Origin of the sequence: Pseudomonas sp. ANT_J12, assembly GCF_008370045.1 — a bacterium.
Taxonomy (GTDB): Bacteria; Pseudomonadota; Gammaproteobacteria; order Pseudomonadales; family Pseudomonadaceae; genus Aquipseudomonas.
The window spans coordinates 111,671-135,572 of record NZ_VOBN01000006.1 but is presented as its reverse complement, the minus strand read 5'-3'; the positions used below and the strand labels follow the sequence as shown (position 1 = coordinate 135,572).

20 protein-coding genes are annotated in these 23,902 nt (G+C 62.5%); 10 read left to right on the top strand and 10 right to left on the bottom strand.

Features of this window, described 5'->3' with window-relative positions; genetic code table 11:
* Nucleotides 1-33: 33 nt before the first annotated feature.
* Nucleotides 34-510: an Lrp/AsnC family transcriptional regulator gene (locus FQ192_RS15460; protein ID WP_149659376.1), complete on the bottom strand. Its 477-nt coding sequence runs from the start codon at nt 508-510 to the stop codon at nt 34-36.
* A 145-nt stretch (nt 511-655) separates the two neighbouring features.
* On the opposite strand from FQ192_RS15460, the gene FQ192_RS15455 reads away from it, so the two are divergent.
* Nucleotides 656-1,285, top strand: a complete 630-nt coding sequence (locus tag FQ192_RS15455) for a LysE family translocator (protein ID WP_149659375.1) — start codon at nt 656-658, stop codon at nt 1,283-1,285.
* 3 nt (nt 1,286-1,288) lie between these two features.
* Here the strand turns inward: FQ192_RS15455 and FQ192_RS15450 are convergent, their stop codons facing one another.
* From FQ192_RS15450 to FQ192_RS15425, 6 genes are all read right to left on the bottom strand, one after another.
* Nucleotides 1,289-3,430: a hypothetical protein gene (locus FQ192_RS15450; protein ID WP_149659374.1), complete on the bottom strand. Its 2,142-nt coding sequence runs from the start codon at nt 3,428-3,430 to the stop codon at nt 1,289-1,291.
* A complete protein-coding gene (locus FQ192_RS15445) occupies nt 3,417-4,613 on the bottom strand; it encodes a DUF3142 domain-containing protein (protein ID WP_149659373.1) in 1,197 nt (398 codons plus the stop codon). Before FQ192_RS15445 ends, FQ192_RS15450 begins: the two co-directional genes overlap by 14 nt.
* Before the next feature lie 248 nt (nt 4,614-4,861).
* The gene (locus tag FQ192_RS15440) at nt 4,862-5,683 is read right to left on the bottom strand and encodes a class I SAM-dependent methyltransferase (RefSeq protein ID WP_149659372.1); all 822 of its coding nucleotides are present in this window, start codon (nt 5,681-5,683) and stop codon (nt 4,862-4,864) included.
* On the bottom strand, nt 5,677-6,834 hold the full coding sequence (locus FQ192_RS15435; protein WP_149659371.1) for an acyltransferase: 1,158 nt from the start codon (nt 6,832-6,834) through the stop codon (nt 5,677-5,679). The genes FQ192_RS15440 and FQ192_RS15435 overlap by 7 nt, the downstream gene beginning before the upstream one ends.
* Complete coding sequence (locus FQ192_RS15430) at nt 6,831-8,135, bottom strand: glycosyltransferase (RefSeq protein ID WP_149659370.1); 1,305 nt, start codon at nt 8,133-8,135, stop codon at nt 6,831-6,833. Before FQ192_RS15430 ends, FQ192_RS15435 begins: the two co-directional genes overlap by 4 nt.
* On the bottom strand, nt 8,129-9,694 hold the full coding sequence (locus FQ192_RS15425) for a glycosyltransferase (RefSeq protein WP_149659369.1): 1,566 nt from the start codon (nt 9,692-9,694) through the stop codon (nt 8,129-8,131). Before FQ192_RS15425 ends, FQ192_RS15430 begins: the two co-directional genes overlap by 7 nt.
* Before the next feature lie 439 nt (nt 9,695-10,133).
* Between FQ192_RS15425 and FQ192_RS15420 the strand changes: the two genes are divergently transcribed.
* From FQ192_RS15420 to FQ192_RS15385, 8 genes are read left to right on the top strand one after another with little or no spacing between them, the layout of a single operon-like run.
* Complete coding sequence (locus FQ192_RS15420; RefSeq protein ID WP_149659368.1) at nt 10,134-11,048, top strand: GDP-mannose 4,6-dehydratase; 915 nt, start codon at nt 10,134-10,136, stop codon at nt 11,046-11,048.
* Nucleotides 11,045-12,016, top strand: coding sequence for a GDP-mannose 4,6-dehydratase (gene gmd / locus FQ192_RS15415; RefSeq protein ID WP_149659367.1), 972 nt, complete (start codon nt 11,045-11,047; stop codon nt 12,014-12,016). The genes FQ192_RS15420 and gmd overlap by 4 nt, the downstream gene beginning before the upstream one ends.
* 3 nt (nt 12,017-12,019) lie before the next feature.
* Complete coding sequence (locus tag FQ192_RS15410; protein ID WP_149659366.1) at nt 12,020-13,462, top strand: mannose-1-phosphate guanylyltransferase/mannose-6-phosphate isomerase; 1,443 nt, start codon at nt 12,020-12,022, stop codon at nt 13,460-13,462.
* Complete coding sequence (locus tag FQ192_RS15405; protein WP_149659365.1) at nt 13,463-14,260, top strand: ABC transporter permease; 798 nt, start codon at nt 13,463-13,465, stop codon at nt 14,258-14,260.
* The gene (locus tag FQ192_RS15400; RefSeq protein ID WP_149659364.1) at nt 14,260-15,510 is read left to right on the top strand and encodes an ABC transporter ATP-binding protein; all 1,251 of its coding nucleotides are present in this window, start codon (nt 14,260-14,262) and stop codon (nt 15,508-15,510) included. Before FQ192_RS15405 ends, FQ192_RS15400 begins: the two co-directional genes overlap by 1 nt.
* A complete protein-coding gene (locus FQ192_RS15395; RefSeq protein WP_149659363.1) occupies nt 15,507-16,874 on the top strand; it encodes a glycosyltransferase family 1 protein in 1,368 nt (455 codons plus the stop codon). The genes FQ192_RS15400 and FQ192_RS15395 overlap by 4 nt, the downstream gene beginning before the upstream one ends.
* A complete protein-coding gene (locus FQ192_RS15390; RefSeq protein ID WP_149659362.1) occupies nt 16,858-17,988 on the top strand; it encodes a glycosyltransferase family 1 protein in 1,131 nt (376 codons plus the stop codon). The genes FQ192_RS15395 and FQ192_RS15390 overlap by 17 nt, the downstream gene beginning before the upstream one ends.
* Nucleotides 17,989-19,119 carry a glycosyltransferase family 4 protein gene (locus tag FQ192_RS15385; protein ID WP_149659361.1) on the top strand — a complete coding sequence of 377 codons (1,131 nt, stop codon included), beginning with the start codon at nt 17,989-17,991 and terminating at the stop codon, nt 19,117-19,119.
* A gap of 118 nt (nt 19,120-19,237) precedes the next feature.
* Here FQ192_RS15385 and FQ192_RS15380 read toward each other — a convergent pair whose 3' ends face one another.
* The 3 genes from FQ192_RS15380 to FQ192_RS15370 form a co-directional block, all read right to left on the bottom strand.
* Complete coding sequence (locus tag FQ192_RS15380; RefSeq protein ID WP_149659360.1) at nt 19,238-21,268, bottom strand: pyridoxamine 5'-phosphate oxidase family protein; 2,031 nt, start codon at nt 21,266-21,268, stop codon at nt 19,238-19,240.
* A 49-nt stretch (nt 21,269-21,317) separates the two neighbouring features.
* On the bottom strand, nt 21,318-21,944 hold the full coding sequence (locus FQ192_RS15375; RefSeq protein WP_149659359.1) for a glutathione S-transferase family protein: 627 nt from the start codon (nt 21,942-21,944) through the stop codon (nt 21,318-21,320).
* Between the two features lie 269 nt (nt 21,945-22,213).
* Nucleotides 22,214-23,113 (bottom strand): LysR family transcriptional regulator, encoded by a 900-nt coding sequence (locus FQ192_RS15370; protein WP_149659358.1) that lies wholly within the window; start codon nt 23,111-23,113, stop codon nt 22,214-22,216.
* Nucleotides 23,114-23,260: 147 nt separating this feature from the next.
* Here FQ192_RS15370 and FQ192_RS15365 point away from each other — a divergent pair, with 147 nt between their 5' ends.
* Nucleotides 23,261-23,884: a CDP-alcohol phosphatidyltransferase family protein gene (locus tag FQ192_RS15365; protein WP_149659357.1), complete on the top strand. Its 624-nt coding sequence runs from the start codon at nt 23,261-23,263 to the stop codon at nt 23,882-23,884.
* Nucleotides 23,885-23,902: the final 18 nt, after the last annotated feature.

Genomic DNA, 23,902 nt, shown 5'->3' with positions numbered 1-23,902 from the left:
GGCTGCATTCCCACGCGGAGCGTGGGAACGATCCTAGGTGACCGGCAAATGCTCCAGAGGCAACGCCCCTGGCGTCTTCACCGTGTGAATCGCAAAGTTGCTGCGGATATCACTCACCCCCGGCAACTTCAGCAACCGCCCGGTGAGAAACCGGTCATAGGCGCGCAGGTCTGGCACCACCACTTGCAGCAGGAAATCCGATTCCCCGGACACTAGGAACGCCGAAATCACCTCCGGCAGCGCCGTCACCGCCTCGCGGAACGCGTCAGCCTGTTCATCGTTGTGCCGTTCGACCTTGACCCCGACAAACACCGTCAGCCCCAGCCCCACTTCGTCGCGATCGAGGTTGGCCTGATAGCCGCGAATCACCCCCGCCTCTTCGAGCATCCGCACCCGGCGCAAGCACGGTGACGCCGACAATCCGATCTCATCTGCCAATTGCACATTGCTCAGGCGCCCGTCCCGTTGCAGGGCGGCGAGGATTTTGCGGTCGTAGGCGTCCAGTTTCATGGTTTGGCAGATCCCGATAGTCAGCGCGTCATTGCGTGGCAGGTTATGCCAATCCGCGAGACTTTAGTAGCCAACTACGCAAGCACCTGCCCCGCCCTCCCGCCCTAGACTGGCCCTACCAAATCGACAACGAATGGGGTGCGACATGGCGGGACTCTGGCTGTTTTTCATGGCGCTGGCGGTGGTCTATCTGCTGCCCGGCCCGGACATGATCCTGCTGCTGCAAACCGGTGCCCGCCAAGGCAAAAGCGCAGCGCTGGCCACGGCGATTGGTTTGGGCATCGCCCGGGGTTGTCATGTGGCGTTGGCGGCGCTGGGGCTGGCGGCGTTGTTCAAGGCTGCACCCTGGACCTTCGACGTGGTGCGCCTGGCCGGGGCCGCGTACCTGTTGTGGATCGGCATTCAATGCCTGCGCAGCACGATGCTGCCGAACCTGAATGGCGCCGACGCAACGGTGGAAAAACCGCGCTGGCGCGAATCGATCCAGCGCGGATTACTGACCAACCTGCTCAACCCCAAGGCGTTGCTGTTCTGCTCGGTATTGCTGCCGCAGTTCATCAACCCCCAGGCCGGCCCGGTACTCGCGCAGTTCGCCACGCTGGGCGTGCTGCTGGTGGGCGTTGGCTTGCTGTTCGACAGCGCCTACGCCCTGGTCGGCGCCGCGCTGGGCCGTTGGCTGCAACGCAGTCCATCGGCCCAACGGGTCCAGCAATGGCTGTTCGGCAGCCTGTTGATCGGGTTCGCGGTGAGGCTGACCTTTGTTCAACAGGCGTGAGCCTTACTGCGCTTTGCGGCGCCGGCGGTTGATCAACAGCAAGGCCGCCGCCACCACGACCACCACACCGCCAAACTGCACTGGCTTCTTGTACGGCCGCAGTGCTGAACGCACGGAATCCGTGGCCTGGGTCACGTAGCGTTTGCTGGCGTTCTGGAAGTCCGGGGAGCGACACTGATGGCCGAAGTCCCCGGCCCAGTACACGTAAGGGCCTTCGTCGACGTAGCGTTGATAGATCGCGCTCTGCTCCTCAAGACTGGAGTTCCAGCTATACGCCGTGCACAGCACAGCCGCAAAGGCCTGACTGGTGTGCGGCAAGTTGTCGGCGGCGCGACTGGCCAGGGCCGTGGCGACGAATCGGTAGTGAAAGCGCACGTCTGGCTGAGCCGCGCTGGCCTGTTGGCGCTGGACCTCACCCTCGGACACCAGCGGCCCGACTTTCAGCTCGGCAGTCTCCAGGCTGAAGTTGCCACCGAACAAACTGGCGTAATCCGGTGACATCTCATAGCCGAGGATCTCCATCCCCCATTGTCGAGCCATGCTACCGGCGTTGAACAACGCGGCGGCGCGAGTGGTGGGCCACCAGGCCGCATCGGCCTCCTGACGTTGCTCTGCGTAGGCCTTGGCCTTGTTCTGCAATTCGACGTTGTCGAAGTACCCCGGCGCTTCGTCGTAATGCTCCTCGCGCAACAACCGCCGCCCGAGCAAATCGCGCAGGCTCGCGGCCACCGGCAACGGCGCATAGTTGTCCCGTTGCTCCTGGGTCTGCGGCGGTACGGCGGGCACGTTGGTGTCGACGTAATGCTTGAGCTCATCCACGGTCAGCACCCGCTCGGCCACGGTGGCCGCGTCGAGCCAATAGACGCCATTGCTGCGATAGAGCTGATCGAAGGCTTGCAGGTAATCCCCGCGTTGCAGGGCAAGGATCGCGCTTTCACCCTCGACCCGGCATTTGGGCTGGACGACGACGTCGTTGTAATCCCACTCCGGGAGACGCGCCTCGCCCCAGGCTTCATTCTGCGGGAACGCCTGGGCCGCTTTCGCATAGGCGGCGGTGGCGGCGGTTTTATCGCCCTCGCGCAGGGCCAGTTTGGCCCGCACCCACCAGGCCAGGCCGCCGTCGCCCGCGTGTTCGACGAAGGCCTTGGCGCTGGCGTAGTCGCCCTGTTGATAATTCAGCGCGGCCAGGCGATCCGCATTGTCGAGGCTGCCGCGCGTGCTGCCTTGCAGCAGTTGGATGAGTTTTTTCTCGCCCGGCGGTTGCCCGTCAAATGACCAGCCGACGCGACTGAGCAAGGATGCAGTGACCAATTGCTGCACGGTCTTGCCTTTGAGCAACGCGGTCAACTCATCGTCAGGCAGCGCCGTGAGTTCGCCCATCAACTGCTTGAGCGAGGCGTAACCCACCGCCGAACCGTGGATGTGTTGCGTGGCATAGAGTTCGATCGCGCGGTTCCAGTCACCCGTCGTGCGCACCACGCGCGCTTCTTCGCCGAGGCTGGCGACGCCCAGTTCCAGCGGATCGCTGAAGCCATCGATGCTCAGTTGACGGGTCTGCTCGAAGGCTTTTTGCGCCTGGGCTAACAGATCTGGCTCGGCGTCTGCTTCGGCGCTCATTTCATACAACGCCCGGCCCAGCGAATACGCGGCCCAGGTGCTGCGCAACGGCCGTTGCTCCACCGGCAGGGCCAACACTTTCTGGAAATACTCGGCAGCGACCTGATACTCCCCGGCGTTGAACGCCACGGCGCCCGCCAGGTAAAGCCGCAGATCCACCGGCAGGCTCGCGCCCTGAACCTCCACCTGATGCGCATCGGTCAGCGTGCGCAGTTGCTTGACCAGCGCTTGTTGTTCCGCGCTCAAACCGGCCTGCTCGGCCTGGTCCCGTTGCTCGGTGTAGGACGGCGTCTCGCCATAGCCGTTGTCCGGGCTGTTGGTGGCCGCCGTGACATTCTTCAGCCCGGCGATGGCATGCCCGAGGCGACTGATCTCGAATTTGAAGTTACCTTCCGGCAACTGCGCCAGTGACCCGGCGCGGTCTTCCAGCAGGCGCATCGGGAAATCCGGCCCGCAGGCCAGCGCCGAACCCAGCGGTAAACCGAGGCTCAGGCAGAGCAGATGGCGGGGCCAGTTACGGGTGAACATTCGAACCTCCTTGATCAATGTGGGTGCAGCGTGCCCAACCGATGGCGCGTTGGCCGCCGGCGGCAATTCGACCGTCGCGCAGGCGGGTGAAGGTAAGCAGATCCGGGCTTTGTTGCAACGCATAACCGGCCAGGGCATCGGCGCCGTCACAGCCGTGCACCGCCAGCGTCAGGCGTTCGGGCCAGGCGTTGTCGAGATTGCCCTGGTTGCTGACGGCGATGTCATAGAGGCCGCCTTGTTCGGAAAGTTGCAGGTTCAGGCGACTGTCGAGGGCATCACCGCGAGCGACGGCGCCGAGGGTGGTCAGGCTCCAGGCCCGGCGATCACCGGCCAACGGCAGGCGAAACCAGATCAGCCCGGCAAGGTGCGGCGGCGGATCGTTGCGCAGGTCCAGGGCCAGCGTGCTTAGTTGCAGTGGATCGGCCAACAGTTCCCGGCGCTCACCACCGTGTTCGATGGGCACTTCGCTTTCCACCACCGGTGCGCCGTCGGCCCCCGGCAACAACGCCACGCCATAGGCCGGCAGGGCCAGATAGAAGGGTTTCTGCGTCACGCGACCCCAGGCCTTGGCCCATTGCCGGGCCTGATCCACGTCGAACAAGCCCCGGCGCGGATCACTGACCGCATGCACCTGCAAGACGCTGCTATCGACGGTCGCCAACAAGTCGGGCAAATCAGGGCTGTCGAGCCAGGCTGGTAACGCGGTGATGCTCAGCGGCAGAGACGCCGGCAGTGCCGCTTTTAGTTGCGTGAGGAATGACCGATAAACCGGCAATCGAGCGTTGCCGGCATCGTGATCGATTTCCACGCCAGTCACGGTCAAGCCCTGGGTTTGCCAGTCGTCGAGCACTTGCCGGACTTGGGCAATGATCTCGTCCTGATCCAGCGCCTTGAGCTGGCCGTCCAGGCGAATCACCGCAATCAGCGGCCGCGCATCCTGATTGAGCAACGCCGAATCAATCCGCGCCCGCTTCCAGCCGTCCTGGGGAAAGGCCTGCAACGCCAGCACGCGCAAGGTCGAGAAATCGGCATGGCTGTTCCGCAACGCGGCTTCGTGGGCCGGGGTCCATTGCCGTTGCCAGACATAGAGTTGTTGATCGAGTGGCGGGGCGTGGGGCTGGTCGCAGCCGTTGAGCAAGGTGAAAGCGGCAAACAGACCCAACAGGCGAATAAAGAACGACATCACATCCCTGATCCCTACAAACACAGGCCGACAGGGTAATGCAGTCTAAGGCCTGACAGATAACCTGTGGCGAGGGAGCTTGCTCCCGCTGGGCTGCGAAGCGGCCCCCTGCACCCTTCCAGACAAACCGGGTTGCCTGATATTACGACTGCTGCGCAGTCGAGCGGGAGCAAGCTCCCTCGCCACCAAAGCCCCCTGCTCTCAGCAAGCCCCTCGCCACAAAAGCTCGCTCTCACAGTGGATCGCCTTTAGGGCTTACGCGCGATGATCACCTGACTTTTCGCCACCACCGCATCCAGTGCGTGTTTGATCTGCGCGCCCCGGGGCGAATCGAGGATCGCCTGCCAGGTATCGGCCCAATGATTGAGCAAGGGGTGATCGGGGCTGCTGAAATCGACCTTGGCTTCCCAGAACAACAGCATCCACATCGACCAGTAGAACCCGTACTGGCTGTGGCTCAGGACTTCCAGGCCGGCATCGCTGACCATGGCCTTGAACTGTTCTTCGCTGATGATGCGAATGTGGTTGGGCTTCTGGAAGTACTCCGGCGCGGCGATGTCTTTTTGCAGGTCTTCGGAGCTGGGGTGCGGCACGCTGAGCAGGTACAGCGCCCCCGGTTTGCCGACCCGCACCAACTCGGCAAGGAACTGCGCCGGGTCGTCGACGTGCTCAATGACTTCGGTGGACACCACGCGGGTGGCGGTGCCATCGGCAATCGGCAGCGGATTGCAGTCGGTGACATGGCATTCGACGTCCCGGGCCGGGGTGTCGCCCAGGCGCTGGCGAGTCGCCTCGACCTTGGCCGCGTCGATGTCGGCAATGATGATCTTCGCCCCACGCATGCCGCAGAAATGCACGTTACCGCCATCACCGCAGCCCACGTCGAGCAACGTGTCCTCGGCGGTCACCGGGAAACCGGTGAACAGCTCGCCGGTTACCTGATTGAACCAGCCGCTGAGCATCGCATCGTGCAAGCCGAGCATGTACGGGTCGACCTTGTCCGGCACCGGCGCCACGGGCTGCGTGGGCGCGGGTGTGCCCGCCGTGAGTCTCTTCAAAATGCTCAGCATGAGGTAGCTCCAGGAGATGGGACGGCGTTTCGGGACGTGCCCAGGCGTTGCACCAACGCGGCGCCACGATTGCGCATGGGCATTTCGACGAAGCGGTAATTGAGCTCGCTCAACAGGGCGATCAGCCCGCCGGCGATAAGGATGGTCAGGATCGGATGACCCGCCGGGCTCGGCAGACCGGCGCCCTGCAATCGGAAGATCACTTCTCGCACCAGTGCATAGGCAGGAATGTGGATCAGGTAAATCCCGTAGGAGCGGCTGCCGATCCACACCATCAGATTTTTCAGCAGACCGCGCGGCATCAGGTAGTCACGGTTGTAGGACGCGACCCAGACCAGCACCGCGCTGAGCACGGCAATCGCACCGATGCGGTAGCTGGTGAAGGTGAAGCGGTCGGTGGCAATCACGCTCAACGCCAGCGCTACCAGCACCAGGAATGACACACCCGCCCAAGGTCGGCGCAGGAAGGTCGGTTCCCAGCGCACATAACCTGGCCGGGCGCTCCACATTGCCAGGAGGATGCCCAGGGCCAGTGCGTCGGTGCGCACCACCATCAGCAGCGGCGTGCGCAGGGTAAACAACTGCACCGCGACCAACGCCAGCAAGGCCCAGACCAGGTGCTTGCGACAGATCAGGATCAGCAGCGGGAACAGCAGGTAGAACTGCTCCTCCAGCGACAAACTCCAGTAGACGAAACTGGTGCCGTATTCGTAGCGATAGAAGCTGTCGGCGAAACGGAAGTTGGCAAACTGCGCGACCCCGGCCAGGGTCGCCTGGAGGTTGGCGTGTAACGTGCCGAACGCGCCGGAGCGGTTGATCAACACACAGGCCAGCAGCATCAGTGCCAGCCACAGCCACGCCGACGGCAACAAGCGAAAGGCCCGGCGCAGCCAGAAGTTGCGCGTCTGCTGCCAGTATTCCTGGCGTGTGCTGCAACCCTGCAAGGCGGGGATCAGGCTGCGGGCGATGACGAAACCGGAGATGGCGAAAAACAGATCGACGCCCCACCAGGGTTGGCCCCAGCCATGGATTTTTTCCAGCAGCGGCACCGGGTCGGTGAACAGGCTGCCCGTCAGGTGATGAAACAACACGCCCAGCACCGCAATGCCGCGCAGCAGCTCGATGTCCATGATTCGTTTGCTGCCGTTCATATCTCGGGGGTTTCCTCGGCAGAGACAGCGCGGGTTTCGAACAGGTCGGCAAAGAACACCTTCAGGCGTTGCTCGGCGGTGGCCTGGCTGCAGAAGGTTTTGAGGCTGGCCACCGCGTGGGCGGACATCCGGCCATAGCGCTCGGGATCATCCCGGGCCACGTCATAACTGCTGCGATACGCCGTGCACAACGATGCCCAATGGGTGATGTAGCGCAACGTGCGGAACGCCCGGCGCGGGTCATGGGGCCAGGCGGTCAGTTCGTCAGTGGTGTCGATGATGAACGCGTTGTCGGCATCCAGGTAATCGAGCATCGCCGTGGTGCGTGGCGCCACCGCCGGTTTGCCGCAGGACATGAATTCCATCAGCGGCAAGCACTGCCCTTCGCCGTACGCGGTGTTGACCACGTAACTCGTGGCCTCGACCAGACGCTCGTAATCCACATCCGCCAGATAACCGTAGATCAGCACGATCCGGCAGCGGTAAGACTGGTTCTTGTACAAATGGTGAAGGATGTCGGCCAGGGCTTCTTCGGCATCGTGGTGGGTCAGTTTCAGCACCAGGGTCGCGTCCGGCGCTTCGCGGAACGTCACGCAAAAGGCACTGAGCATGTCTTCCCAGTTCTTGCGCCCGTCGCTGGGGTTGAACACCGAGGTGTAGATCACGCCATCGAGGAGCAACTCATGCTCACTGGCCGGCGCGTCGAAATCGATGCCCTCCCCCGTGCGCAAATGTGCCGGGCCAAAGGCTTGCAGATCGAGTTGACGACTGTCCGCCACCAAGCCCTTGATCTTCAACGTCACCTGATTGGCCAGCGGTTGACGCTGCAACTGCGCGCCACGGGCGGCGAACCGGTCCCACACCGGGGCGGGCACGGCGACGATCGGATAATCCGCGCCCATGGCCTCGCGCACGGCGTTGACCGTGTAGCTGGAATGGGTGATCGCCGCACCGCACGCCCGCAATACGCTGCGCCAGTCGTTGCGCGGCTCGCCGTCGAACGGTTCGTTGGGAATGGTGCTGAATTCCCACGCAAACACCGGCAGGGTCGGGCAGGCCAGGTTGACCGGCGTGCGATGGGGCGGCGAGAACGACAGGAACACGCACGGTTCGCCCCGGGACAGGCAGTCGAGGTACAGGGCATCGACTTCGGTCTGGGGATCGCTGACTTCCACCACCCGACCCAAGCGTTCCAGCACCGGCCGGTATTCCTTGAGCACGAAGTAATAGCTGTACTCGGAACGGCCGAGGTTGAGGGCGATGGTGTGCTGGTTGGTTTCTGAATGAATGATGATCAGCATGAGGCGTTATCCGTCACGGTCGCAGGCGCCGGGGCCTGGGTGGCCAGGCCGAAGAAGTCCGCCAGGCGCTGCTGCACCGGGGTGAACGCGCAGTAAGCGTGCATGCGCTCGATGGCGGCCCGGGACATTTGCTGGTAGTCCTGGGGTTGTTCCTTGGCCATCCGGTAGCTGTTTTCGTAGGCGGTTTTCAGTGAACCCCAGTCCGGTCGATAACGCAGGGTGCGGTAGATGATGCGTGTGTCCTGGGGCCAGATCGTCAGTTCTTCGCTGGACTTGACCACAAACGCCACGTCCTCATCGATGTAGTCTTCCATCGCGGTGTGGTCCGGGGCGATCACCGGTTTGCCGCAGGCCATGAACTCCATCAGCGGCAGGCACAGGCCTTCGCAGCGTGAAGCATTGACGTAGAAACTCGCGGCTTCGTAGAGCCGGGCGTACTGCGGATCGTCCAGATAACCGTGCATCACCACCACCCGACAAGCGAACGGCGACAACTGCGCGAGCAGCGTCATCAGCTCGTCGTAGTAGGACGACAGGTCGCTCTGAGTAATCTTCAGCACCAGGGTGGCGTCGTCCTTATCGCGCAAGGCCCAGCAGAACGCGGTGATCAATTGGTGCCAGTTCTTGCGACCGTCCTTGGGGTTGAACACCGTGGCGTAGACCACGCCTTCGACTTGGGTTTCGACCAGGGCGGTGGTGTCTGGCCAGGTCCGTGGTACGGGTTCGGGCAACACAATCGGCAACGGGCCGGCGATGTTTGGCAGGGCGTTGGCCAGCCGGTCATGGGCCGCGTCCGATAACAGATCGCGGATCCCTTCCCAATACCACTGCTTGAGAAAATGCATGCGATGCACCGGCACCGGTTGCCCTTTGCCCAGGTCAAGTGCCCACAGACGCAAGAAGTGACGGGCAATGACGAAGCGGCGCTTGAGCGTCAGCGGCGGTGGCCGCAGGGCCTCCAGCGCCGCCAACTCTTCAGCCGTGGGTGGCGCTGGAATCAATGCATCGGCATTGAGCCCGAGGGTACGCGTGTCGAAGAGGCAGCCCTTGATGTCCAGGGTCGAACCCGGATTGACCGGGGCGCTGGTATGACGGCTACGAATGTCGGCGAAGTTTTCCCACAACGGCGTGGGCAAGACCAGCACCGGGAAGTCTTCGCCCATGGCCCGGCGAATGGCCCGGGCCGTGTGACTGGAGAGCGTGATCACCCGCCCCTGGCGCGCCAGCATGTGCGTCCAGTCCTGGCGTGGGTCGTTGTCCCATTGCTCGTCGGGTATCGAATCGAACTCCCAGGCCACCACGCAAATCGTCGGGCATTCCAGGTCATTGGGGGTTTTCTGCGGCGGCGTGAAGGACAGGAACAGGCTGTCTTCGCCAGCGGCGAGCAATTGTCGATAGAGAGGATCGACCTCGGCGACGGAGGACACCACATGCACCCGCCCAAGGCTTTCGAGCACAGGGCGATAAGCCTTGAGCACGAAGTAATAGCTGTATTCGGGACGCCCGAGACTCTGGCTGATGGAGCTGTCGTTGACGTCCGAGTAAAGTATGAAATTCATGGCATCCCACGATGAAACCGCCAACCCGACGGCCCCACTCTATGACGGCCAAGCCAGGATCGAGTCGGTACTTACCGGTCGTCGTCCTTCGTCTTCTTGCCCGTCTACGTTCTTGTTTTAATGGTCAGCTTCACGAGGGCGGGAACGACTTTCATACCCCACCGCACGAACGCTGAATAATCGTGACGAGGGGCATTCTAAACACATCCGTTGAGGATTCGTGAACCGCCCGGCGAGAATAAATCGAGCTACGCTAACGAGAACTGACCAGTCACGGTTGGACCTGTTGAAATTGCCGAGCAATTGGCACAGATTGGCAACCAAATAACTACAACAAAGCATTTCGCCTGTCTTTCGACCAAGGAATTTACCCGGTCCGTCAGACATCTCCGTAAAGCCTGTGGGGAATGGACGAAGTGTATGACCAGGGGATCGCTGTTTGAAAAAGCGTCTGTTCGTGACGGGTCTGAGTGGATTCGTAGGACAACACATCCAATCGCGTCTGAGTGCTGTCGCCTCGGAATGGGAACTGCTGCCTACCCCGTCACGCTATGACCTGGGCAACCCGCAAACCCTCGAAGGCCTGTGGCCCGAGATGCCCGACGCGGTCATTCATCTGGCCGGCCAGACCTTCGTTCCCGAAGCCTTCCGGGATCCGGCGCGCACCCTGAACATCAACCTGCTCGGCACCCTGAACCTGCTGCAAGCCCTCAAGGCGCGCGGTTTCAGCGGCACCTTCCTGTACGTCAGCTCCGGCGACGTCTACGGCCAGGTCAGCGAAGCCCAGTTACCGATCACCGAACTCCAGCCCCCCGGCCCGCGCAACCCCTACGCGGTGAGCAAACTGTCGGCGGAATTCCTCAGCCTGCAATGGGGTTTGAGCGAAGGCTGGCCGGTTTTGGTGGCGCGTCCGTTCAACCACATCGGCACCGGGCAGAAGGACAGCTTCGTCATCGCCAGCGCCGCGCGGCAAATCAACCGGATCAAACAAGGCCTGCAAGCGCCACAACTGGAAGTCGGCGACATCGATGTCACCCGTGACTTCCTCGACGTCGGCGATGTGATCTCGGCCTATCTCGCCCTGCTGGAAAAAGGCACGCCGGGCCAGGTCTACAACATTTGCTCGGGGCGCGAGCAAAGCATCCGCAGCCTGATCGAACAGCTGGGGGATCTGGCCCAGGTCGACCTGCAATTGATTCAGGACCCTGCGCGCATGCGTCGCGCAGATCAGCGTCGCGTTTGCGGCAGCCATGCCAGGCTGGCCCAGGCCACCGGATGGACGCCTGAAATCACAACACAACAATCCCTGCGGGCGATCCTGTCCGACTGGGAGAAGCGAGTGAAAGAAGAATGACAAAAAGTGCACTGATCACAGGGATCACCGGCCAGGACGGCGCGTACCTCGCCAAACTGTTGCTCGACAAGGGCTACAAGGTCCACGGTCTGGTCGCCCGGCGCAGCAGCGATTCGCGCTGGCGCCTGCGCGAGATGGGGGTCGAGGGCGACATCGTTTACCTGGACGGCGACATGGCCGATGCCTGCTCGGTGCAGCGCGCGGTGATCAAGTCGGCGCCGGACGAGGTCTACAACCTGGCCGCGCAAAGTTTTGTCGCTGCGTCCTGGGACCAACCCGTGACCACCGGCATCGTCGACGGTTTGGGCGTGACTCACCTGCTCGAAGCGATCCGCCAATTCAGTCCGCACACGCGCTTCTATCAAGCCTCCACCAGCGAAATGTTCGGCCTTATCCAGGCCGAGCAGCAGGACGAAAACACACCGTTCTACCCGCGCAGCCCTTACGGCGTGGCCAAGCTCTACGGCCACTGGATCACCGTGAACTACCGCGAAAGCTTCAACCTGCACGCCAGCAGCGGGATCCTGTTCAACCACGAATCGCCGCTGCGTGGCATCGAGTTCGTGACCCGCAAGGTCACCGACGCCGCCGCGCGCATCAAGCAAGGCAAACAGCACGAATTGCGCCTGGGCAACATCGACACCAAGCGCGACTGGGGCTTTGCCGGCGACTACGTCGAAGCCATGTGGCTGATGCTGCAACAGGACAAGGCCGACGACTACGTGGTCGCCACCGGCGTGACCACCACCGTGCGTGAAATGTGCCGCATCGCCTTCGAGCACATTGGCCTGAACTACCGCGACTACGTGAAGATTGACCCGGCGTTTTTCCGCCCGGCCGAAGTCGACGTGCTGCTCGGCAACCCGGCCAAAGCCCAGCGTGTCCTGGGCTGGAAGCCAAAAACCGATCTGGATACCTTGATCCGCGCGATGATGGACGCGGACATGAAACGCGTCGCCAAGGAGTAGGCCATGCTGATTCCTGTGATCCTCTCCGGCGGTGCCGGGACCCGTTTGTGGCCGGTGTCCCGCGAAGGCCATCCGAAGCCGTTCATGACCCTGCCCGACGGCCAGTCGCTGCTGGGCAAGACGTACCGGCGCGCGGCGGGCCTGCTCGATGGTTGGGGCGACATCGTCACGGTGACCAACCGCGAGTACTACTTCCAGAGCAAGGATCACTATCAGGACGCGCAACTGGCGCGTCATCGCGGGCACTTCCTGCTGGAGCCGACGGGCCGCAACACCGCCCCGGCCATCGCGGCGGCGGCGCTGTCGCTGCAAGCACTGCACGGGGACGAGGCGATCATGGTGGTGATGCCGGCCGACCACCTGATCATCAATGTCAACGCGTTGCAGAGTGCGGTCGAGCATGCGGTGACGCTGGCCAAGAGCGGTCACCTGGTGACCTTCGGCGTGGTGCCGACGGCGCCGGAAACCGGCTTCGGCTACATCGAAACCGGCGCCCCGCTGGACGACAAAGGCGCGGCCAAGGTCCAGCGTTTCGTCGAAAAACCTGACCTGCAAACCGCGACGCATTACCTGGAAAGCGGCAACTTCCTGTGGAACTCGGGGATGTTCTGCTTCTCGGTGGCCACGTTGCTGGCCGAGTTGCAGGTCCACGCCCCCGATTTGCTCGAACAGACCCGCGCCTGCATGGCCGTCAGCGCCCCGGTGGAAACCGGCGGTTGCTTGCAACAGGAATTGTCGCCGACGCTGTTTGCCGAGATCACCGACATCTCCATCGACTACGCCTTGATGGAGCGTTCGGACAACGTCGTCGTGGTGCCCGCCGGTTTCGACTGGAGCGACATCGGTTCCTGGAGTGCGCTGGCCGCGCTGATACCGCCGGATGCGCAGAACAATCGCGCCAGCGGCGATGCGGTGTTTGTCGACAGCCACAACAACTTCGTCCAGAGCGAAGGCCGGCTGGTCGCCGCCGTGGGTGTGGATAACCTGATCATCGTCGACACCGCCGACGCCGTGCTGGTGGCCCATGCCGACCGCGCCCAGGATGTGCGCCGGGTGGCCAAGCAGCTCAAGGACAAAAAGCACGAAGCCTATCGCCTGCACCGCACGGTCAGCCGGCCGTGGGGCACCTACACCGTGCTCGAAGAAGGTACGCGCTTCAAGATCAAGCGCATCGTCGTCAAGCCCGGCGGCAAGTTGTCGCTGCAAATGCACCATCACCGCAACGAACACTGGGTGGTGGTCGAAGGCATGGCCAAGGTCACCAACAACGGCACCGGCACCCACTTGGTGGCCAAGAACGAATCCACTTTCATTGCCGCCGGCCACAAGCATCGCCTGGAGAACCCGGGGGTGATCGACCTGGTGATCATCGAAGTGCAAAGCGGCGAATACCTGGGAGAGGACGACATCGTCCGCTTCGAAGACCAATACGGCAGGACGGTTTAAATGCTGCTTTCCCTGTACCGCTCGCTGTGGGGTTATCGAGGTTTCATCCTCGGCAGCGTCCAGCGAGAGTTTCAAGCGCGTTATCGCAATTCGCTGTTCGGTGCCCTGTGGCCCGTGCTCAACCCGCTGTCGATGATCATCGTCTACACCGTGGTGTTTTCCCACATCATGCGCGCGCGCCTGCCGGGGGTGGATGACGGCATGGCCTACAGCGTTTACCTGTGTGCCGGCCTGCTGGCTTGGGGACTGTTTACCGAAATCACCCTGCGCAGCCAGAACATGTTTCTGGAAAACGCCAACCTGTTGAAGAAAATCAGCTTCCCGCGGATCTGCCTGCCGGTGATTGTGTTGATCAATGCCGGCATCAACTTCGCGATCATCATGGGCCTGTTCCTCGGTTTCCTGCTGATCACCGGGCGCTGGCCGGGCATGGCGATGCTGGCGCTGTTACCGTTGATGGCGTTGCAAATGATGTTCTGCGCCGGACTGGGGATGGTGCTTGGCGTGTTGAATGTGTTCTTCCGCGATGTCGGGCAACTGTTCGGTATCTGCCTGCAATTCTGGTTCTGGCTGACGCCCATCGTGTACCCGATGAGCATCCTGCCGGACTGGGTCCAGCGCCTGCTGCAACTCAACCCCCTGACCAACCTGATCGCCAGCTACCAGAACATGTTCCTGTACGGGCAATGGCCGGTCTGGAGTTCACTGCTGCCGATTTTCATCACCGGCGTGGTGTTCTGTCTGATCGGGCTGCGGCTGTTTCGCCAGCGGGTCGGCGAAATGGTGGATGAACTCTGATGGGGCATATTCGCGTCACGGGCCTGGGCAAGGCCTACAAGCAATACCCGAACCGCTGGAGCCGACTGGCCGAGTGGCTGATCCCGTTTTCCCGGCTGCGCCACCAGCAGCACTGGGTGCTGCAAGACGTCGAGTTCGAGATTGCCCCCGGTGAAGCGGTGGGCATCGTCGGGGCCAACGGTGCGGGCAAAAGTACCTTGCTGAAGATGATCACCGGCACCACCCAACCCACCTGCGGCAAGATCGAAACCGAAGGTCGCGTGGCGGCGCTGCTGGAACTGGGCATGGGTTTTCACCCGGACTTTACCGGCCGCCAGAATGCGTTCATGGCCGGGCAATTGCTGGGCATGCAGGTCGCCGAGATTGAAGCGCTGATGCCCGAGATCGAGCATTTCGCCGAAATCGGCGAGGCCATCGACCACCCGGTCCGCACCTATTCCAGCGGCATGCAAATGCGCCTGGCTTTCAGTGTCGCCACCGCGCGGCGCCCGGACATCCTGATCGTCGACGAAGCGCTGTCCGTGGGCGATGCCTACTTCCAGCACAAGAGCTTCGAGCGTATCCGCAGCTTCCGCAAGGCCGGCACCACGTTGCTGATCGTGTCCCACGACCGCTCGGCGATCCAGTCGATCTGCGATTCGGCAATCCTGCTCAAGGACGGCCGCATGGCCATGTACGGTAAACCCGAAGCGGTCCTGGACTATTACAACGCCCTGATGGCCGAACGCGAAGGCCAGGTCGTGCGCCAGGAAATGCTCGCCGGTGGCGAAGTGCAAACCGTGTCCGGCACCGGCGAAGCCGGGATCCTCAGCGTGCGCCTGCTGGACGAAAACGATCGCTCCATCGACGCCGCCGAAGTCGGGCAAGCCGTGGTGCTGGAAGTGCAGGTCGAAGTCCGCCAGGACATCGAGCGCCTGGTCCTGGGCTTCATCCTCAAGGATCGCCTGGGCCAGATGATGTATGGCATCAACACCCATCGCCAGGACAAGGCGCTGACCGACCTGCACGCCGGCGAACGCTTCACCTACCGCTTTGCCTTCGTCATGGGCCTGGGCAAGGGCAACTATTCGGTGTCCCTGAGCCTGTCGCGGCTGGACTCGCACCTGGACCGCAACTACGAATGGCGCGATTACGGACTGGTGTTCCACGTGATCAACAACCGGCATGAAGACTTCGTCGGCTGCTCGTGGCTGGCGGCGAAAACCACCATTGCCCGCACCGGCTCGACTGTCACGGAACGTTTGCCATGACCCGTCTATTGGTTGAATGCACCCACGTCTTCCAGCACCCCAAGGTCAACTCGGGCATTCAGCGGGTGGTGCGCAACGTCGTCAATCAACTGCCGCCCAGCGTGGACGGTGTCGAGTGCATTCCTGTGGTGATGCTCAAGGGCAAGCTCTATCGGGTGCTGAAACTGGGGGCTTTGAACATCCCGTTTTTCGATGAGCTGATGACGTTTGCCGGACGCCTGGAACGCCTGGCCCATCGTTTCTGGCAACTGCACCAGCGCCTCGATCAGCGTTGCACCTCACGATTCGCCCGACGCCTGCTGTACGTGGCTTATCGTCTGACGGCGCTGGCCTGTTTCAGCGTGCCGTTGCGGCTGGTCGACCGGGTCAACCAATATCAACTGCCCAAGCGTTGCGCGCCGTTACAGCATCAGCCCGGTGACCAACTGGTGTTGCTCGATTCCTCCTGGCACACCGATTTCTTTCCGTTTGCCGAACAGCTCAAACGCGACGGCGTGGGCATCGTGTCGGTGATCTACGACTTGATCCCGCTGACGCACCCGCAGTTCTACGACACACGGCTGGTGGAGGTTTTCAGCGAGTGGTTCGACTGGATCAGCAAGACCGCCGACGGCTATATGGCGATCTCCGCCACGGTGCGTGATCAAGTGCGCGCGGAATTGCAGCGACGAGTCGGCCCAGCGAAAGCCGACGCTCTGTGGTTCGACTATTTCCACCTCGGCTCCGAACTCGACCTGCGCGAAGCCAATGCCGCCGTCGAGCCGCGCCTGATGCGCATGTTCGACACCCCGGAGCCGGTGTTCCTGATGGTCAGCACCATCGAACCGCGCAAGAACCACGACTACCTGCTGGACGCCTTTGAACTCGCCTGGGCGGCGGGCTCCAAAGCCCGGTTTTGCATTGCCGGGCGCATCGGCTGGAAGTGCGACGCCCTGCTCGCCCGGGTACGCAACCATCCGCAGTTGAACAAACGGTTGTTCATGTTCAACGACCTGAGCGACACCAGCCTCGAATACGCCTATTCCCACGCCCGTTCGCTGGTCTTTGCGTCCTGGGTCGAAGGCTTCGGCCTGCCCCTGGTGGAAGCCATGCAGCGCGGTTTGCCGGCCATGGGCAGCGACATTCCGGTGTTCCGTGAAATCGGTGGCGAGTTCATGGCCTACTTCGACCTGGCCGCGCCGCAAAGCCTGGCCGATCTGGTCGTCCGTTTCGAAAGCAGCGGCCAATTCCCGGCCGCCCGCCCCGTCGCCGACTGGCGCTGGATTGGCTGGCGTGAAGCCAGTGCGCAACTGGTCGAACGGACCCTGCGCAATCTTGAAGCAATACCGGCCGAGCCAGAGAGGCAACATGCAAATTGCCCTTAACGCCCGGATCCTCCAGGCCCCGCGCACCGGCATCGGCCACTATGTCGCCGAACTGGTGGGCGCCCTCGCCGCCGAACCCGACGTCGAGCTGGCGCTGTTCCACGGCTGGGGCTGGAGTTCGACGCTGCCCGACGCGACCATGCCCGGCTACTCGCGCCTGACGCCGTTGCTGCGACAAATTCCCGGGGCTTACCAGGCGCGACGCTGGCTGGCGCAGAAACGCTTCGATCAAGGCCGGCCGCCGTCGATTGACCTCTATCACGAACCCAGTCTGTGGCCGCTGTCGTTCGACGGCCCGACGATCATGACCCTGCATGACCTGACGCACCTGCATTACCCCGAGACGCAGCCGCCGGCACGCCTGCGCGAAATCGAGCGGCGACTGGCTGAAGGGGTGCAACAGGCGCGGCTGATCCTGACTGACTCGCAGTTCATTGCCGACGAAGCCCAGGATTATTTCGCCCTGCCGGCCGAGCGTTTTATCGTCGCGCCGCTGGGCGTCGCGGCGCGTTTTCATCCGCGCGACGCCGCCGACATCGACACGGTGCTCAAGGCGCATGGCGTCGAGGCGCGAGAATACTTCCTGTGCGTCGGCACCCTGGAACCGCGTAAAAACCTGACCCTGGCCCTGCGCGCCCATGCCCTGCTGCCGCAAGCGCAGCGCCAGCAATACCCGCTGTTGATCGTCGGCATGGCCGGTTGGCAGCGCGAGCACTTCAACGACGAGCTGCGACAGGCATTGGCCGCCGGTCACGTGTGTTTGCTCGGTTATCTGCCCGACGAGCACGTGGCGCAACTGCTGGCCGGGGCGCGGGCGCTGATTTTCCCGTCGATCTACGAAGGCTTCGGCCTCCCCGTGCTGGAGGCCATGGCCAGCGGCACGCCGGTGATTGTGGTGCGGCATTCGGCCATGCCGGAGGTTGCCGGCGCTGCGGGCAACTATATTCAACCCGACGACCCACAAGGCTTGCGCGATGCCATGAGCCGACTGATCGACGATAAAACGCATTGGCAGGTATGCCGAGAAGCGGGACTGCAACAAGCGAAGCTTTTTTCCTGGGAGCGTTGCGCGAAGATCACAGCCCGCGCCTACCGCCAGGCTTTGGGAGGTTAAATGCGAGTTCTTCATTTTTACAAAACGTCCCTGCCCGACACCGTCGGCGGGATCGAACAAGTGATCTTCCAACTGTGCGAAAGCTGTGCCCAGCAAGGTATAGAGGGACAAGTGCTGTCACTGAGCAGCGACCCGACACCGCCCGTGGTACAAGTCGGACAACATGAGGTCCATCGAGCCAAACTCGATCTTCAGTTTGCGTCCACAGGTTTCTCCCTGAGCGTCTTCAAACAGTTTCGCGAGCTGGCGGCCGAGGCCGACGTGGTCAACTATCACTTCCCCTGGCCGTTCATGGATGTGGTGCACTTTGTCAGCGGGATGCGCAAACCCAGCGTCGTGACTTACCACTCCGACATCATCCGCCAGAAGACATTGCTCAAACTCTACCGGCCCTTGATGAACCGCTTTCTCGCCAGCGCCGACCGCATCGTGGCGGCCTCGCCCAACTACCTGCACACCAGTGATGTGTTGCAGCAGTTCCAGGACAAGACCCGCGTCATTCCCTATGGCTTGAACAAGGCCGGTTATCCACAACCTGACGCCGAACGCATGGCCGGTTGGCGGCAAAAACTTGGGGATAAGTTTTTCCTGTTCGTGGGGGTGATGCGCTACTACAAAGGTTTGCACATCCTGCTCGACGCTATGAAAGACCTGGATTACCCGGTGGTGATCGTCGGTGCCGGCCCGAAGGAATTGGAACTGCATGCCCAGGCCAAGGCCTTGGGCCTGCGCAATATCCATTTCCTCGGGCGCCTGGGCGATGAAGACAAAGTGGCGCTGCTGCAACTGAGCTACGCCATCGTGTTCCCGTCGCACCTGCGCTCCGAGGCGTTCGGCATTTCGCTGCTGGAAGGGGCAATGTACGGCAAACCGATGATCTCCAGCGAGATTGGCACCGGCACCAGCTACATCAACATCCACAACGAAACCGGGCTGGTGGTGCCTCCGAGCAATCCACTGGCGTTCCGCGAGGCGATGCGAACCTTGTGGGACAACCCGGTGCGCGCGGCGCAGATGGGGATGAAGGCGGAGGCGCGGTATCGGCAGTTGTTTACCGCCGAAGACATGGGGCGTAAGTGGACGGCGCTGTATCAGGAGCTGCTGGAAGAGAAATCCCTGTCCTACGCCTGACCCCGTCACAACCTGTAGGACCCAAGCTTGCTCGCGATGGCGGCGCCAGATTCACCCGTGTTGTCGACTGATACACCGCTTTCGCGAGCAAGCTCTGCTCCTACAGGGATCAGCGGGGTTATAAGTCCAACACCAGTGGCTGCGAACTCTGGGCCGGAATCGCACAACAAATCAGCACCTGCCCCTCATCCGGCACCTCGGCGGGAGGCTGTGGATAATTCACCTGGCCGCTGATCAACCGGGTCTTGCAGGTCCCGCACGAGCCGCCGCGACAACTGAATTCCGGACGCAAGCCACGGCTCTCCGCCAATTCCAGCAAACTGCCGCCGTCCGGTTGCCAGCGGGCCTCTTTGGCCGAACGCTGGAACACCACCGGCACCGAGGTGGTGGCCGCCGGCGGTTGTTCGATGACGATGGCATCCGGGTCCGGCTGGCGACGCAATGTCGAAGGGCCGAACGTCTCGGCGTGAATTCTCGAATCGCGAATATCCAGTGCCCGCAGGCCGTCGTATACCCCTTGAGTGAATGCCCCCGGCCCGCACAGGACAAAATCCACTTCATCGAAATCTTCGACCTCAAGCATGCCGTGCAGCAACGCCGTGTCGATGCGCCCGGTCAGGTCGAAGTCCTCGCCCTCCCGCGCCTCGGTTTCCGGTTGGCTGAGCAGGCGCAGCACGCGCACAGTATCGCCAGCGCCTTCCAGCAAACGGTCCAGCTCTGCACGGAACGGTTGGTCGGCCAGGGTCCGCGAACTCTGGAAGAACCAGGTCGGCCGAATCCGCCGCGTGCGCCAGCCCTGATAAACCACCTCGCGCAGCATCGACAGCAACGGTGTGATGCCGACCCCGGCCGCCAACAACACCAGCGGCCGACGCTCATGGGGCGCCACGGTGAAATGCCCTTGAGGCGCCCGGGCTTCCAGCACATCGCCGACACGGATCTGTTCATGCAGGTGCGAAGACACCAGACCGTCGCGCTTCACACTGATACGGAAAAAGTCGTCGGACGGCGCACTCGACAGGCTGTAGGTGCGGATATGCACCTCGTCGCCGATCTTGAAGCGCAGCGGCAAATGCTGCCCGGCCTGGAACACTGGCAATCCGGCGCCATCGGCAGGCTCCAGATAGATCGAGCGGATGTTCTGGCTTTCCGCTTCGATGCGCGTCACCCGCAGTGGCCGCCAGGCGTCACCCAGGGCTTGGGCTTGCAGGCGAGCGGCGGCCAGTTCCCAGGTGCCGGTCATCAAACTGTTGGGCGACATTCCGTCGAAACGCCAGCGCAGGGCCAACGCCGCCGGGCGCCGCACAACGTGTTCGACGTCCAGCGTCCACAACCGCTCGGCGCCCTGGAAGGCCTCAATCTGCGGGCCGTCGAGGATGACTTCGGTACGACCGCTGAGCTGCAGCACCTCGCCCGAATTGAAATCGATGAACAGCAAACCAGCCCGTGGATTGATCAGCAAATTACCCAAGGTGTTGAAAAACAAGTTGCCGGCAAAGTCCGGGATGGTCAGGCGATTGCCTTCGACACGGACAAAACCCGGTTGGCCGCCACGATGGGACACGTCCACCGAGCGCCGGCCCTCGACGTCCACGTAACTGGCGACAAACAAGGTATCGGCCTGGGTGATCATGGTTCTGGCCGCGTCATCCAGCGCGTCGAGGTGCTGGGCGATGCGGGTCGATGGATCCGCCAGCGGCACCGTACGAAACTGCCGCAATTGGATGTATTGCGGGCAATTGCCGAAAGACTGATCCACCGAGACACCGAAACCGCTCGCAGTCATCCCGCCAACCCGACCATTGAGCCGATTACGCCGCCGGGTGTGCAGTTCGATGCCGAGCAGACCAATGGCGGCGCCGTCCTGCAATTGCGCCGGGTCATCGGCCGCCGGCAAACGCTCGAACTGCAACTCGCCAGGGGCAGGAGAATGCGCGAAACCCGGCAACCCTTCGAGGATGCTCGCCCAAGGACGACCGTCGGCATCCACCGCGCCGAACAACATGAACGGCAGTTGCTGATAGAACTGGCGATGCTGGTCCGGCATTTCGCTGCGAATCACCCGGCGACCCAGGGTTTCCATGCGCTCGGCGACGCCCACGTGCTCCTGCAATTGTTTCTCGCCGGCGTGCCACGGTGAATGTTCCATCACAGCCTCTCCCCTGCGCCCAAGGCACAGCGTGTACCACTCAAGTAGGTCAGGCGCTTTGTTGCAGGCCGACGGCGGTGCGCGGCATGCCGACAAACCCGGGCAAGGCTTCGATCCGCGCCAGCCAGGCACGCACGTTGGCGTAATCCGCCAGGGACACGTTGCCTTCCGGGGCATGGGCGATGTAGCTGTAGGCCGCGACGTCGGCGATGGTCGGTTCGTTGCCCACCAGGTACTCGGAATGGGCCAATTCCTGATCCATCACTTTGAGCAGGTCGTGGGAACGGGCAATCACTTCTTCAGCGTTGTAAGACGCGCCAAACACGGTGATCAGCCGAGCCCTGGCCGGGCCGAAGGCAATCTGCCCGGCCGCTACCGATAACCAGCGCTGGACCTTTGCAGCACCCACCGGGTCCGTCGGCAGCCAGCGGCCATGGCCATACTTCTGCGCCAGGTAAACCAGAATGGCGTTGGAGTCGGCCAGTATCACGCCTTGATCATCCAGCACCGGTACTTGGCCAAACGGGTTGATCGCCAGGAACTTCGGCTGTTTATGCTCGCCTTTGGCCAGATCGACGAGGATCAGCTCGGTCGGCAGTTGCAGCAGCGACAGCATCAACTCGGCACGGTGAGCATGGCCGGAGCGGGGGAAGTTGTAGAGTTTGATGGCGTGCATGAGCGGCTCCGCTGGGTGATGGCGCCGTTCAGGGATGATCAGCACCGATGGCACGCATCATCTACCCATCGCCAAAACAACAGAATCACCAGCAAACGCAATCAATTGTTTCAGCCGGCGCAATAAACCAGCGCGCTTTCCCCTGTAGGAGCAAAGCTTGTGTGGCGAGGGAGCTTGCTCCCGTTCGGCTGCGAAGCAGTCGCCAAGCGTTGGGGCCGCTGCGCGACCCAGCGGGAGCAAGCTCCCTCGCCACACAATCCCACTGCGTCTTAGCCTAGGGCCGGGTGTTCACGCAGGGCCTTCACTGCAAAATCCACAAAACTGCGAATCCGCGCCGGGGCCTTGCGCCCGCCCTGATACACGACATGAATGGGCAACGGCGGCAGTTCGAAGTCCGCCAGGACGATTTCCAGTTCACCGTTCGCGACTTTGCTTGCCACTTGATAGGACAAGACTCTGGTCAGGCCCAGGCCCAGGCTCGCGGCGTTGATCGCCGCCTGGTTGGACGACACCACCAGCCGCGATTCCGCACGCACGCCCAGCGGCTGCCCGTCATCGAGAAAAGGCCAGGTCCTGAGTTGCCCGATGGCCGACGTCGCGACCACCGGCACGCCGTTCAAATCCTGGGGATGACGCGGCCGGCCATGGGTTTCCAGATAGGCCGGCGAGCCGCAAATCACCCGCCGCACTTCGCCCACCCGAATCGCGTGCTGGCTGCTGTCCGGCAGCTCGCCAATGCGCACGGCCACATCGATGCCCTCCTCGACCATGTTGACGATGCGATCCAGCAGCAACCCGTTGATCGTGACGTCAGGAAACCGGTTGAGATAACTCACCATCACCGGCGTGACAAACAACTCGCCGAACAACACCGGCGCCGTCACCGTCAGTTGCCCACGGGGTTGCGCGTGGCTGCCCGCCGCCGAATCCTCGGCTTCCTGCACTTCGGCGAGGATTCGGCGACAGTCTTCCAGATACCGCTGGCCCGCCTCGCTCAAATGCACGCTGCGGGTGGTGCGCGTCAGCAACTGCGTACCGATGCGTTGCTCCAGCGCCGCCACCGCCCGGGTGACGCTGGCCGCCGACATGCCCAAACGCCGTGCCGCCGCCGAAAAGCCCTGGTCCTGGGCGACGGCGGCGAAGACCTGCATTTCCTGGAAGCGGTCCATCGATGAACTCCTGAGCACTGAAATACCCCAGGCCAAGTGATCTCGATTGGCCCAGGATTCGCGGGAAGACGGGTTTTGCTGGCATTCTGATTAGTGTGACGTATAACCCTGAACGTTCGCGCTTTCAATTATTGAGACCGTCTCACGATGCCTTCCATTTACCAGCTCAAACCTGCCTTCCAGAATCTGTTGCGCCCGCTGGTGCAACGCTTGTTCGATAACGGCACCACCGCCAACCAGATCACCGTGCTGGCCGCCGTCATTTCGGTGGTGGTGGGCGTGGCGATTGCCTGTTTCGCCCAGCACCCGTGGGTGTTTGTGCTGATTCCGGTGTGGATGATCCTGCGCATGGCGCTGAACGCCATCGACGGTATGCTCGCCCGTGAGTTCGGCCAGCAGTCGCGCCTGGGTGCCTATCTCAATGAACTGTGCGATATCGTCGCCGACTGCGCGCTGATCCTGCCGTTTGCGCTGATTCCCGGCGTGAATCTGCTGGTTGTGCTGTTGGTCACGCTGCTGGCATTGTTCAGCGAGTACAGTGGCGTGCTTGGCCCGATGGTCGGCGCTTCGCGGCGCTATGACGGGCCGATGGGCAAAAGCGATCGCGCGTTTGTCCTCGGTGTCGTGGCCACCGGCATCGCCATTGGCTGGATCAACCCGTTGTGGATTAACGTGGTGTTTGGGGTGGTCGCCGTCCTGCTGGCATACACCTTGGTCAACCGGGTCCGTCAGGGCCTCAAAGAAGTGCAGGAAAACGTCCCCTCGGCGTAAGCCCTCTGAGCATAAGGA

Coding starts and splice junctions, on each gene's coding strand:
- FQ192_RS15375 (WP_149659359.1), bottom strand. CDS start 21,944: ATGCACGCCATCAAACTCTACAACTTCCCCCGCTCCGGCCATGCTCAC.
- FQ192_RS15395 (WP_149659363.1), top strand. CDS start 15,507: ATGACCCGTCTATTGGTTGAATGCACCCACGTCTTCCAGCACCCCAAG.
- FQ192_RS15410 (WP_149659366.1), top strand. CDS start 12,020: ATGCTGATTCCTGTGATCCTCTCCGGCGGTGCCGGGACCCGTTTGTGG.
- FQ192_RS15400 (WP_149659364.1), top strand. CDS start 14,260: ATGGGGCATATTCGCGTCACGGGCCTGGGCAAGGCCTACAAGCAATAC.
- FQ192_RS15460 (WP_149659376.1), bottom strand. CDS start 510: ATGAAACTGGACGCCTACGACCGCAAAATCCTCGCCGCCCTGCAACGG.
- FQ192_RS15405 (WP_149659365.1), top strand. CDS start 13,463: ATGCTGCTTTCCCTGTACCGCTCGCTGTGGGGTTATCGAGGTTTCATC.
- FQ192_RS15450 (WP_149659374.1), bottom strand. CDS start 3,430: ATGTTCACCCGTAACTGGCCCCGCCATCTGCTCTGCCTGAGCCTCGGT.
- FQ192_RS15390 (WP_149659362.1), top strand. CDS start 16,858: ATGCAAATTGCCCTTAACGCCCGGATCCTCCAGGCCCCGCGCACCGGC.
- FQ192_RS15445 (WP_149659373.1), bottom strand. CDS start 4,613: ATGTCGTTCTTTATTCGCCTGTTGGGTCTGTTTGCCGCTTTCACCTTG.
- FQ192_RS15365 (WP_149659357.1), top strand. CDS start 23,261: ATGCCTTCCATTTACCAGCTCAAACCTGCCTTCCAGAATCTGTTGCGC.
- FQ192_RS15430 (WP_149659370.1), bottom strand. CDS start 8,135: ATGCTGATCATCATTCATTCAGAAACCAACCAGCACACCATCGCCCTC.
- FQ192_RS15455 (WP_149659375.1), top strand. CDS start 656: ATGGCGGGACTCTGGCTGTTTTTCATGGCGCTGGCGGTGGTCTATCTG.
- FQ192_RS15370 (WP_149659358.1), bottom strand. CDS start 23,113: ATGGACCGCTTCCAGGAAATGCAGGTCTTCGCCGCCGTCGCCCAGGAC.
- FQ192_RS15380 (WP_149659360.1), bottom strand. CDS start 21,268: ATGGAACATTCACCGTGGCACGCCGGCGAGAAACAATTGCAGGAGCAC.
- FQ192_RS15425 (WP_149659369.1), bottom strand. CDS start 9,694: ATGAATTTCATACTTTACTCGGACGTCAACGACAGCTCCATCAGCCAG.
- FQ192_RS15385 (WP_149659361.1), top strand. CDS start 17,989: ATGCGAGTTCTTCATTTTTACAAAACGTCCCTGCCCGACACCGTCGGC.
- gmd (WP_149659367.1), top strand. CDS start 11,045: ATGACAAAAAGTGCACTGATCACAGGGATCACCGGCCAGGACGGCGCG.
- FQ192_RS15440 (WP_149659372.1), bottom strand. CDS start 5,683: ATGCTGAGCATTTTGAAGAGACTCACGGCGGGCACACCCGCGCCCACG.
- FQ192_RS15435 (WP_149659371.1), bottom strand. CDS start 6,834: ATGAACGGCAGCAAACGAATCATGGACATCGAGCTGCTGCGCGGCATT.